This is a genomic window from Pseudomonas sp. Marseille-P9899 (genome assembly GCF_903166565.1).
In the GTDB taxonomy this organism is placed as follows: domain Bacteria; phylum Pseudomonadota; class Gammaproteobacteria; order Pseudomonadales; family Pseudomonadaceae; genus Aquipseudomonas; species Aquipseudomonas huaxiensis.
In genome coordinates, this window is sequence record NZ_CAESCG010000010.1 from 139873 (window position 1) to 151661 (window position 11789).

Below are 11789 nucleotides of genomic sequence, written 5' to 3' on the forward strand. Positions count from 1 at the left end.
TCAGTCCTGGCTGGTGGCGCCGATCTTGTGGATCGACAGGTCGGCGCCGTAGTACTCCTGCTCCTGGCTCAGGCGCAGGCCATGGACCCGTTTGATGCTGCCGTACACGACGAAACCGCCGGCCAGCGCCACGACCACGCCGGCCAGGGTGCCGATCAACTGGCTGGCCAGGCTGACGCCGCCGAGGCCGCCGAACAGTTCCTGACCGAAGATGCCGCAGGCGATCCCGCCCCACACGCCGCAAATGCCGTGCAACGGCCAGACACCCAGCACGTCGTCGATCTTCCAGCGGTTCTGGGTCGCGGTGAAGCACCAGACGAACAGGCCACCGGCAATCGCGCCGGTGGCGAGCGCGCCCACCGGATGCATCAGGTCGGAACCCGCGCAGATCGCCACCAGCCCGGCCAGCGGGCCGTTGTGCAGGAAGCCCGGGTCATTGCGACCGACCAGCAACGCCGCCACGGTGCCACCGACCATCGCCATCAACGAGTTGACCGCCACCAGGCCGCTGACTGCGGACAGGGTCTGCGCGCTCATCACGTTGAAGCCGAACCAGCCGACGATCAGGATCCACGACCCCAGCGCCAGGAAGGGAATGTTCGATGGCGCGAACGCTACCAGCCGGCCTTCGCGGTAGCGTCCGTTACGCGGGCCGAGCAGCAGCACCGCCGCCAGCGCCAGCCAGCCGCCCATGGCGTGCACCACCACGGAGCCGGCGAAGTCATGGAAGCCCGCGCCAAAGCGCTCCTGCAGCCATGCCTGCACCCCGAAGTTGCCATTCCAGACGATGCCTTCGAAGAACGGGTAGACGAACGCAACGATCAGGAAGGTTGCGCACAATTGCGGGGCGAAGCGTGCACGCTCGGCGATCCCGCCGGAAATGATCGCGGGAATCGCCGCAGCGAAGGTCAGCAGGAAGAAGAACTTCACCAGGCCGTAACCGTGGTCGGCGCCGAGGGTCGCGGCCGGGTGCAGGAAGTGCGTGCCGTAGGACAGCCAGTAGCCGATGAAGAAATAGGCCAGGGTCGATACGGCGAAGTCGCTGAGGATCTTCGACAGCGCATTGACCTGATTCTTGTGCCGCACCGTGCCGACTTCGAGGAAGGCAAAGCCGGCGTGCATGGCCAGCACCATCACCGCCCCGAGGAGGATGAACAGGGTATTGGAGCCCTGGACCAGAGAGTCCACGGCGCTTTGCAAATTTTCCATGAAGTCGGCAGACCTGCAAAATGGGAAAAGCACCAAAGCGGTTCGAAAGCCTTCCAGCGCGCACCAACCTGGATCAGTTGGTCGCCCATCCGTGGCCGGAAAGACCGCTGCGTGGTGATTTTTCCTGGGTTTGTCTTGAATTGGGTTATGGTTTAACGGCCGGCCAGAGCGGCCTGCGCCCGCAAACGGCGCAGGCGCCCGGCAAGGCGCACCACTGCGAAGCAAATGCTGTACCAGCCACATCGCAGTGAACCTTCCGCCTCACCGCGCACTCGAAATTCCAATTGCCAAACCCCTCAGGGAGAATCGTATGGCCCGCAAAACCGCAGAGACCGCCCAGGACATCCTCAAGGCCGACTTCCAGGCGCTGGTGCGTGACACCGAGAAGCTTCTGGAACACAGCGCCACCCTCGCCGGCGACCAGGCCGACGAGCTTCGCGCACAGATCCACGACAGCCTGCTGCGCGCCCGCGAAACCCTGCAACAAACCGAAGACAACCTGCGCGTGCGCGGTCAGGCAGCCCTGACCAGCACCGAAGATTACGTGCAGAGCAATCCATGGCAATCCATCGGCATCGCCGCCGGGGTCGGTTTCCTGGTGGGCCTGCTGGCCAGCCGGCGCTGAGGAACGGGCATGGAAAACCAAACCCCCGGCTCGTCTTCGCGGCGCCTCGGCGCCGCCATCCTCGGCCTGCTGCACGGCCATGTTGAGCTGTTCGGCATCGAGCTGCAGGAACAGAAAGCGCGCACGCTGAGCCTGCTGCTGTTTGCCGGGCTGGCACTGGTGTTCGCCCTGCTCTTGCTCACCGCACTGTCGGCCCTGCTGCTGGTGTTGCTGTGGGACAGCTACCGTCTCGCCGGAATCATCGGCCTCTGCGTGTTCTACAGCCTGGCCGCAGTGTTCTGCGCCATTCGCCTGAAAGCCGCGGTGCACGATGAATCCTCGCCGTTCAGCGGCACCCTCGAAGAACTCGCCAAGGACCGGGAGCGCCTGTTGCCATGAGCCTGACAGAACTTCCACAAACCACCGATCGGCGCGAACTGCGCAAAGCGCTGGTGCGCCTGCGCATGGAAATGCACCGCCAGGAAATCCGCCACGAGGCGGGCCAGGCGCTCAAGCCGTTGACCCGCCTGCGCAGCATGGGCGACAACCTGCAAAGCGGGCTGCAAGGCGGACTGGGCATCAAGCACGCGCCGCTGTGGGGCATTGGCGCGGTGGTGCTGCTGGGCTTTCTCACTGGCAAAGGTGCCCGCAGCGGCAACCTGGGCCGGCTCACCAAGCTCACTAGTAGCCTTTTGCCGCTAATCCGCCTGTTCATGCAGTCGCCGCCCAATCAGCGTTGAGCGAACTGGCGGCATTCTTGCAGAACGATGACCTTCAAGGCGGGCCCCCGCCCGCCGCCGCGCTTTCGAGCGCCCCGCGTCTGACTCAACAAGGAGCCGCCGTGTCCGACGAGCAACCGCTCGCCTGTTTCCAGCCGTTCATCGACACCGCCACAGGCCGTATCGCTGGCGTCGAAGCCCTGGGTCGCCTGCGCCGAAGCGATGGTCAATTGCGCTCGGTAGGGCCCCTTTTCAGTGACCCGCACATTCCCTCCAGCGAGTTGCTGCAACTCGACCGGACCCTGCGGGAACAGGCCCTCAAACAATTTCGCCAGGCACCGGAAGACTGGTTCCTGAGCCTGAACATTTCGCCGCGCTGGGTCAGTGAACTGCAACCCGGCCAGCCGCTGCCGAGCCTGATGCAATTGCAGCAACAGGGCATCGATCCGCAACGGGTGGTCTTCGAGATCACCGAGCTGGGTGGCGACCCTGAACGTCTGTCCATGGTGGTGCGGCACTACCGGGAAGCCGGCGCGCGCGTTGCCATCGATGATTTTGGTGCCGGCTATTCGCAACTGGACCGGGTGTTGTCGCTGCAACCGGACATCCTCAAGCTCGACATGCGCCTGTTCCAGGCCGCGGCCCGCGGCGGTCCGAGCAGCGAGGTGGTCAAGGCGCTGGCCCAGATGGCCGAGAAGACCGGCTGCTGGATCATCGCCGAGGGCGTCGAAACCGAAGCCGAACTGAACTTCGCCCTGGAATGCGGCGCACGCTACCTGCAGGGCTTTCTCTTCGCCGCTGCCGAACCCGGATTCTTCCCGGCCCAGACCTTCGCCGGACGCTTCGCCCAACTGCGCGAGCAGTACGTGCAAGGCAAGCTGGCCGAGCGCGCGCGACTGATGCAGCGGCGCCAGCAACTGGTGGAACTGATGCCACGGCTGCAGGACTGGGCACTGACCAACGCGCCGATCGAAGCGCTGCCGGACCTTCAGGCCTACCCCTGGCTGCTGCGCTTCTTCCTGTGCGACCGCCACGGCACCCAACTGACGCCGAACCTGGAATGGCGCCAGCAAGGCTGGCACGTCGATTCCAGCTACCTGGGCCACAACTGGTCCTGGCGCCCTTACTTCTATCACCTGCTGGCCGAGGGCTGGGACGAGCGCCGGCTGATCCTTTCCAGCACCTACCGCGACGCCACCACCAACCAGTACTGCCTGACTGCCGGGCAATTCTTCGATGGTGGACGCCGCCTGCTGCTGATCGATCTCGACGCCGCCGGACTTTGAGCTTGCGGCCCGGCGGCCGACACGGGAAGCTAGGCCCCTGCCCCTGATACGGAGAACCGGCCTTGGATTGGCACACACTGCTCACCCGCGAACGCCTCGACAAACCCCTGCACAGCCCTGAAGAGCTGGGTCGCAGCCCCTTTCACAAGGACCATGACCGCATAATCTTCTCCGGCGCCTTCCGCCGCCTGGGCCGCAAGACCCAGGTTCACCCGGTCACCAGCAACGATCACATCCACACCCGCCTGACCCACTCCCTGGAAGTGAGTTGCGTGGGTCGCTCGCTGGGCATGCGTGTTGGCGAAACCCTGCGCGACGCCCTGCCCGACTGGTGCGAGCCAAGCGACCTGGGCATGGTCGTGCAATCGGCCTGCCTGGCCCACGACATCGGCAACCCGCCGTTCGGGCACTCTGGCGAAGACGCCATCCGCCACTGGTTCCAGCAGGCCGCCGGGCGCGGCTGGCTGGATGCGATGAGCGAGGCCGAGCGCGGTGACTTCCTCAACTTCGAAGGCAATGCCCAAGGCTTTCGCGTGCTCACCCAGCTCGAATACCACCAGTTCGACGGCGGCACCCGGCTGACCTACGCCACCCTCGGCACGTACCTGAAATACCCGTGGACCGCCCGCCACGCCGACTCGCTGGGCTACAAAAAACACAAATTCGGCTGCTACCAGAGCGAGCTGCCGCTGCTCGAACAGATCGCCCACAAGCTCGAACTGCCGTTGCTCGACAACCAGCGCTGGGCGCGGCACCCGCTGGTGTACCTGATGGAGGCGGCCGATGACATCTGCTATGCGCTGATCGACCTGGAAGACGGCCTGGAGATGGAACTGCTGGACTACGCCGAAGTGGAGTCGCTGCTGCTCGGCCTGGTCGGCGACGATCTGCCGGAAACCTACCGCCAGCTCGGCCCGCAGGACTCGCGGCGACGCAAGCTGGCGATCCTCCGCGGCAAGGCCATCGAACACCTGACCAACGCCGCCGCACGGGCGTTCGTCGAGCAACAGCGGGCGTTGCTGGCCGGCACGCTGGAAGGTGACCTGGTCGAGCACATGGAAGGACCGGCGAAACGCTGTGTGCTGCAGGCCAAGGACATCGCGCGCAAGAAGATCTTCCAGGACAAACGCAAGACGCTGCATGAGATCGGTGCCTACACCACCCTGGAAATCCTCCTCAACTCCTTCTGCGGCGCCGCCCTGGAACAGCATGGCGGACGCACGCCGTCGTTCAAGCATCGACGCATCCTCGACCTGCTCGGCAACAACGCTCCCGATCCAAACGCCTCGTTGCACGCGGCGTTCCTGCGCATGATCGACTTCATCGCCGGGATGACCGACAGCTACGCCAGCGAAATGGCCAGGGAAATGACCGGGCGTTCCAGTCCAGTCTGAGCCTCACTGCCTGTCCGGCCCCGTCATCGGGCCGGACATCGAGGTAACAGGCGATGTTGATGCCAATCGATAATTAGCCCAGCAACTTCAAAAACAAACTTTGTAGTAAATAGCAAAATACAAAGTAGGAAAATTCCTATATTAAAGCTCAACCCCACTCTATCTAAGTGCACGCTGCATATCTGGGCTATGGTGCCGGCTCTACATGAGTCCCTTTTGGAAGATGAGCATGCACTCTGTTTTTATTGTCGATGACCATCCTGTCATACGCTTGGCCTTGCGCTTGCTGCTGGAGAACGAGGGTTATCGGATCGCCGGGGAGTCCGATAACGGTGTAGACGCCATGCAGATGGTCCGCGAAAGCCCGCCAGACCTGGTCATTCTCGATATCGGCATCCCAAGGCTCGACGGCCTGGAAGTCCTGTCGCGCTTCAACAGCATGTCGCTGCCCCTGAAAATACTGGTGCTGACAGCACAGTCCCCGGCGCTCTTCGCCATTCGCTGCATGTTGTCCGGCGCGTGCGGTTATGTCTGCAAACAGGAAGACCTGAGTGAACTGCTAAGTGCCGTAAAAGCGGTTCTTTCCGGATATAACTACTTCCCCAGCCAGGCGGTCTATCCGTTGCGCCAACAGGTTGAAATCGAGGAAGAAATAGAACTGTTCAAATCGGTCAATGATCGCGAACTCATGGTGCTGCAACTGTTCGCCCAGGGCAAAAGCAACAAGGAAATTGCCGAAGGCATGTTCCTCAGCAACAAGACTGTCAGTACTTACAAGAAACGCCTGATGCAGAAACTCAAGGCGCGTTCATTGGTAGAACTGATCGAAATGGCCAAACGCAACGAACTGGTGTGACCCGACCATGCTCAAGTCCATGCTGCTCGGCCTGCTGCTGGTGATGGCCTGCCTGAGCCCCGCGCAGGCAGACGACATCGGCGAGACTCACTACAAGCTGCTCAGCCGAAGCACCCAGATGCCGCTGGGCATTTCCCTGACCCCCGCCCAGCAAGCCTGGATCCAGACCCGCCGTGAACTGGTGCTGGGCACTTCGGCCCCGGACTACCCGCCGTTCGACATGACCGCCAGCGGCCGTGACTACGAAGGCCTCACCGCCGACTACGCCGGGCTGCTGGGCCTGACCCTCGGGCTACCCATCAGGATCAAGCGCTACGCCAGTCGCGACCTGGCCTTGCAAGCCCTGGTGGACGGCGACATCGACCTGCTGGGCAGCGCCAACAGCTATGACGTCGCCACTGCCGGTGTGGCCCTGTCCCAGCCCTACGCCGAAGACCAGCCGGTACTGGTCACCCGGGAAAACGAGACCCGGCCGCTGGACACCGGCCTGAGTGGCCTGCGCCTGAGCATGATCGCGCACTACCTGCCGCTCGCCGAAGTCCGCGCCACCTACCCCCACGCCAGCATCAGCACCTACAGCTCCTACCATCACGCCCTGAATGCCGTGGCCTTCGACCAGGCTGACGTCTTCCTAGGCGACACCGTGTCGACTCACTACCTGCTCAATCAAAGCCACCTGCAAAACCTCAAGATGGCCAACTTCGCCAAACATGAGGCCATGGGCTTCGGCTTTGCCGTCCACCAGAGCAACGCCGTGCTGCTGACGCTGGTCAACAAGACCCTGGAAGCCGTCACCAGCAGCACCCGCGCCAGCATCTTCCGGCGCTGGAGTGCCGGCAGCAGCATCCTGCTGACCGACCGCAAGCTGCAACTGTCGCCCAGCGAAGAACTCTGGCTGGCGAAGAACCCGGTCGTGCGGGTGACCGTCGACGAGCATGCCGCGCCGCTGACCTTCTTCGACAAGTCCGGCAACCTGCGGGGCATCGCCGCCGACCTGCTCGAACTGATTCGCCTGCGCACCGGCCTGCAATTCGAAATTCGCCGCAGCAGCGGCATCAGCGACATGATCGATCAGTTGAACCATGGCCATGCCGACATGATCGCGGCGATCTCCTACAGCCCCGAGCGCGCCGCCACCTTGACCATCAGCCGGCCCTACCTGGAAAACTCCTACGTGCTGGTCACCCGCGACGGCAAGGACGCCCCCCAGTCCCTCGAACAACTGCAAGGCCGGCGCCTGGCAGTCACCCGCGGCAATATCCTCAACGAAAACATTCGCAAGCTGTACCCCGACATCCAGTTGGTGGCCACCGAAGACATCGCCGCGGCCGCCTCATTGCTCGCACACCGTCAGGTCGACGGCATGGTCATGGCCCTGATCAACGCCAATTTCAACCTGACTACCCAACGCGACCTGGTGATCCGCTCCACCGTCAGCGATGCCTCGGCCACCTTCTCCCTGGCGACCTCGCGCAACGCCCACGAACTCGCCTCGATCCTCGACAAGGCCCTGACCAGCATCGTCCCCGAGGAAATGGGCATCATCAACAGTCGCTGGCGCGCGTACAGCGGCAACACCTATTCCTACTGGCAGAGCTATCAGCAGACCATCCTCAAAGTGATCCTCGGCACCTTGGTCCTGTTGCTGCTGTCACTGGCCTGGAATGCCTGGATGCGCCGCCAGATCAAACAGCGCGAGGCCGCCGAACGCGCGCTCAACGACCAGCTCGAATTCATGCGCGCGATGGTCAACGGCACGCCCCATCCGATCTATGTCCGCGACCGCGACGGCCTGCTGCAGACCTGCAACGAAAGCTACCTGCAGGCCCTCGGCGCCGGGCCCGAGGATGTTCTCGGCAAATCCATCGACGACGCCCCGCTGGGCGGCTCGGACGATGCGCGGAAAATCCAGGCCGACTACCTGCGGGTCATGAACGAAGGCCGCTCGCTGATCCTCGACCGGCCGCTGATGCTGAAGAACGTCGAGCTGACGATCTATCACTGGATCCTGCCTTACCGCGACTCCCTCGGCGAAGTCAAAGGCATCATCGGCGGCTGGCTGGACATCAGCGAGCGCCGCCAACTGGTCCACGACCTGCGCCTGGCCAAGGAGCAGGCCGATGCCGCCAATCGCGCCAAAAGCACCTTCCTCGCGACCATGAGCCACGAAATCCGCACGCCGATGAACGCCCTGATCGGCATGCTCGAACTGGCGCTCAAGCGCCCCGATGCGCTGCCCATGGATCGCCCGGCCATCGAGGTCGCCTACCATTCGGCGCGGGACCTGCTGTCGCTGATCGGCGATATCCTCGACATCGCCCGCATCGAATCCGGGCACCTGAACCTCAGCCCCGAACGCGTCGACCCGGCGCAGCTGGTGCAGTCCACCACCCAGGTCTTCGAAGGGATGGCGCGGCAGAAAGGCCTGGAACTGACCCTCGCCATCTCCCGCACCGCGCACCGCGACGTCCTGCTCGACCCCATGCGCTTCAGGCAGATCCTCTCGAACCTGGTCAGCAACGCCATCAAGTTCACCACCTGGGGCCAGGTCAAGATCGACCTCGCCATCTCCAGCCTGCCCACCACGGGCGACGCCAACCGCGACGACCTGCAACTGGAACTGTCGGTCTGCGACACCGGTGTCGGCATCGCCCTGGATGACCAGCAGCGGCTGTTCCAGCCATTCGCCCAGATCGAACCCGACAGCTCGCAAGCTCGCAGCGGCAGCGGCCTGGGCCTGGTCATCAGCCGCAGCCTGTGCGAGATGATGGGCGGCAAATTGAGCCTGTTCAGCAAGCCCGGCGAAGGCACCGAAATCCGCGTCAGTCTGCCGCTGCGCAGCCTGCCGGAATGCCGCGAGCCCAAGCCCCAGGAGTTGGCGCCGCCGATGCCCGCTGCCGGCCTCAACGTGCTGGTGATCGACGACCACCCGGCCAACCTGCTGCTGGTGGCGCAGCAACTGGAATTCCTCGGCGTGCAATACACCTGCGTCGACAACGGCAGTCAGGCGCTGGAGATGTGGGCAGCGAGTCATTTCGATGTGCTCATCGTCGACTGCAACATGCCGCGCATGGACGGCTACCAATTCACCCGCGCGGTACGCGAACTGGAGCAACAGGCCAGCAGGACGCCCTGCACCATCCTTGGCTACACCGCCAACGCACAACCGGAAGTCCGCGAACGCTGCGAACAGGCCGGCATGAGCGACTGCCTGCTCAAACCCATCGGCCTACACACCCTTGGCCAGCGTCTGGCCGCCGTGTCAACCCAGCCCGCCGCCACAATGCCCGCCGCCCTGCTCGACCTCAAAGGCCTGGAACCGATCATCGGCGACTGCCCGGCGGAACTACGCCGCCTGCTGGAGACCCTGCTGCGCAGCAGCCCGGACGACCAGCAACGATTGCAGGCGATCGACACCCATGGCGACCCGCTGCCGTTGCAGAATATCGCCCACCAGATTCTCGGGGTGGCACGCATCGTCCAGGCCGAAGCGCTGATGCTGGCCTGTGAAAAGCTTGAGGAAGTCTGTGAGCGGTTCGCCCCGGAGCCGGTGCTGAGGCGCCGCAAGCGGCAAGTGCTGTATCAGATGAGACGGGTCGATGAGACCCTGCGGCAAACCCTGGCGAGCCTGCCAGAATCGACGGACGTCGATCAGGAAGGGAAAGACTGAAACGAACGCGGCAGCCACCAGGGCTGCCGCATTTGCTTGTCAGGCGACCGGGTTGACCGGGTTTTCCGGGTACCAGGCGTCCAGCAGCGGGCTGATTTCGATCTTGGTCAGCTCGCCACGGCCTTTCAGCCAGGCTTCAACGGTAGCGCGTTGCTCTTCGGTAGCCGAGCCACGCTTGGCCGAGCAGACCAGACCGAAGTCATCACCGCCAACATAATCCAGGCCGTTGGCATCCATAGCTTCTGCCAGGAAGGCGTCGAGGAAGGCGTCGATGGCTTCATCGCTCAGGTCTTCCTTGAATTCCAGGTTCAGTTCGAAACCCAGTTCCTGGAATTCGCCTACACAGAGTTTTTTGCGCAGACGGCGGGAACGGTTGGTAGCCATGAAACAATCCTCTTGAGTATTAACGCGCGGCACTTTAACAGCTTCGCCCGTGCGCTGCCCGATAAAACCCGATAATCCGCCACACGGACGCGCATTCGCGGCGCACGCGGGCACGGGCTTGGGGCATAATGCGCGCTATCATTTTTTCATGCCGGGGCCATCATCCTGTTCAGCCCCGTTTTTTTCACCCCTCGCCCGCAGGGTTTCAGTGCTTATGACCCCATCCCTTCGTTCGCTGTTGTTCGCCGGCCTGCTCCTGCCACTCGCGCTGCCGGCCCATGCCGCTCCCGTCAGTAACACGCTGCCGCCCAAGGTCCAACAAGCCCTCAAGAGCAACAAACTCCAGGATTCAGCCCTCTCGCTGGTGATGCTGCCGCTCAACGGCCCGGGCACCCCGACCATTTTCAACGCCGACGTCTCGGTCAACCCGGCCTCCACCATGAAGCTGGTGACCACCTACGCCGCCCTGGAAATGCTCGGCCCCACCTACCAGTGGAAAACCGAGTTCTACAGTGACGGTCCGCTGAGCAACGGCGTGCTCAACGGCAACCTGTACCTCAAGGGCGGTGGCGACCCCAAGCTGAACATGGAAAAGCTCTGGCTGCTGATGCGTGACCTGCGCGCCAATGGCGTGCAGACCATCACCGGCGACCTGGTGCTGGACCGCAGCCACTTCATCCAGCCGCAACTGCCGCAGTTCAACGACGACGGTGGCGACGAGAACAAGCCGTTCCTGGTCAAGCCCGACTCGCTGCTGGTCAACCTCAAGGCCTTGCGCTTCGTCGCCCGCAATGACGGCGGCCGGGTACTGGTCTCGGTCGAACCGCCGATTGCCAGCATCCGCATCGACAACCAGGTCAAGGCCCTGCCGAGCAAGCAGTGCACCGGCGAAGTCCGCTACAACCCGGTGGTCCAGGCCGACGGCGTGACGGTGACGGTCACCGGCCAGCTGGGCGAAGGCTGCAACTCGCAGACCTACCTCTCGCTGCTCGATCACCCGACCTACGCCGCCGGCGCTGTACGGGCGATCTGGAACGAACTGGGCGGCACCATCCAGGGCCGCGACCGCGTCGAGGACGTGCCGAAAAGCGCACGCCTGCTGGCCCGGGCTTTCTCCCCTGACTTGGTGGAGATCATTCGCGACATCAACAAGTACAGCAACAACACCATGGCCCAGCAGTTGTTCCTGAGCCTGGGCGCGCGTTTCCGTACCGATGCCGACGGCGACGACGCCCGCGCCGCGCAGCGAGTCGTGCGCCAGTGGCTGGCGAAGAAAGGCATCACCGCTTCGCACCTGGTAATGGAGAACGGTTCCGGCCTGTCCCGTGCCGAACGGGTCAGCGCACGGGAAATGGCCACGCTGCTGCAAGCCGCCTGGAAAAGCCCATACGCCGCCGAGTTCATCAGCTCGTTGCCGCTGACCGGCATGGACGGCACCATGCGCAAACGCCTCAAGCGCACCGCCATGGCTGGCGAAGCACACATCAAGACCGGCACCCTGAATACCGTGCGTGCCATCTCCGGCTTCAGCCGCGACAGCAACGGCACCACCTGGGCAGTCACGGCGATCCTCAACGATCCACGTCCGTGGGGCGCTTCAGCGGTGCTCGACCAGATCCTGCTGGACCTGTACAAGCAGCCGAAAGTGGCCGGCACCGAGTAAATAC

At 63.6% G+C, this 11789-nt stretch carries 10 protein-coding genes; 8 read left to right on the forward strand and 2 right to left on the reverse strand.

What is annotated here, in order from left to right; genetic code table 11:
* The gene (locus tag HWV67_RS29765) at positions 1-1209 is read right to left on the reverse strand and encodes an ammonium transporter (RefSeq protein ID WP_175653811.1); all 1209 of its coding nucleotides are present in this window, start codon (positions 1207-1209) and stop codon (positions 1-3) included.
* A gap of 310 nt (positions 1210-1519) precedes the next feature.
* Between HWV67_RS29765 and HWV67_RS29770 the strand changes: the two genes are divergently transcribed.
* The 7 genes from HWV67_RS29770 (at position 1520) to HWV67_RS29800 (ending at position 9738) form a co-directional block, all read left to right on the forward strand.
* Positions 1520-1834 (forward strand): DUF883 family protein, encoded by a 315-nt coding sequence (locus HWV67_RS29770; RefSeq protein ID WP_095158005.1) that lies wholly within the window; start codon positions 1520-1522, stop codon positions 1832-1834.
* 9 nt (positions 1835-1843) lie between these two features.
* Positions 1844-2212 (forward strand): phage holin family protein, encoded by a 369-nt coding sequence (locus HWV67_RS29775; protein ID WP_095158007.1) that lies wholly within the window; start codon positions 1844-1846, stop codon positions 2210-2212.
* Positions 2209-2553, forward strand: coding sequence for a hypothetical protein (locus HWV67_RS29780; RefSeq protein WP_175653812.1), 345 nt, complete (start codon positions 2209-2211; stop codon positions 2551-2553). Before HWV67_RS29775 ends, HWV67_RS29780 begins: the two co-directional genes overlap by 4 nt.
* 101 nt (positions 2554-2654) lie before the next feature.
* Positions 2655-3818, forward strand: a complete 1164-nt coding sequence (locus HWV67_RS29785; RefSeq protein ID WP_095158011.1) for an EAL domain-containing protein — start codon at positions 2655-2657, stop codon at positions 3816-3818.
* A 62-nt stretch (positions 3819-3880) separates the two neighbouring features.
* A complete protein-coding gene (locus HWV67_RS29790) occupies positions 3881-5212 on the forward strand; it encodes a deoxyguanosinetriphosphate triphosphohydrolase (protein ID WP_175653813.1) in 1332 nt (443 codons plus the stop codon).
* 229 nt (positions 5213-5441) lie between these two features.
* Positions 5442-6068 carry a response regulator transcription factor gene (locus HWV67_RS29795; RefSeq protein WP_095158039.1) on the forward strand — a complete coding sequence of 209 codons (627 nt, stop codon included), beginning with the start codon at positions 5442-5444 and terminating at the stop codon, positions 6066-6068.
* A gap of 7 nt (positions 6069-6075) precedes the next feature.
* The gene (locus tag HWV67_RS29800; RefSeq protein WP_175653814.1) at positions 6076-9738 is read left to right on the forward strand and encodes a transporter substrate-binding domain-containing protein; all 3663 of its coding nucleotides are present in this window, start codon (positions 6076-6078) and stop codon (positions 9736-9738) included.
* A 39-nt stretch (positions 9739-9777) separates the two neighbouring features.
* Here the strand turns inward: HWV67_RS29800 and HWV67_RS29805 are convergent, their stop codons facing one another.
* Entirely contained in the window at positions 9778-10122 is a 345-nt protein-coding gene (locus HWV67_RS29805; protein WP_110971280.1) for a YggL family protein, read from the reverse strand.
* Positions 10123-10336: 214 nt separating this feature from the next.
* On the opposite strand from HWV67_RS29805, the gene dacB reads away from it, so the two are divergent.
* The gene (dacB, locus tag HWV67_RS29810) at positions 10337-11785 is read left to right on the forward strand and encodes a D-alanyl-D-alanine carboxypeptidase/D-alanyl-D-alanine endopeptidase (protein WP_175653815.1); all 1449 of its coding nucleotides are present in this window, start codon (positions 10337-10339) and stop codon (positions 11783-11785) included.
* Positions 11786-11789: the final 4 nt, after the last annotated feature.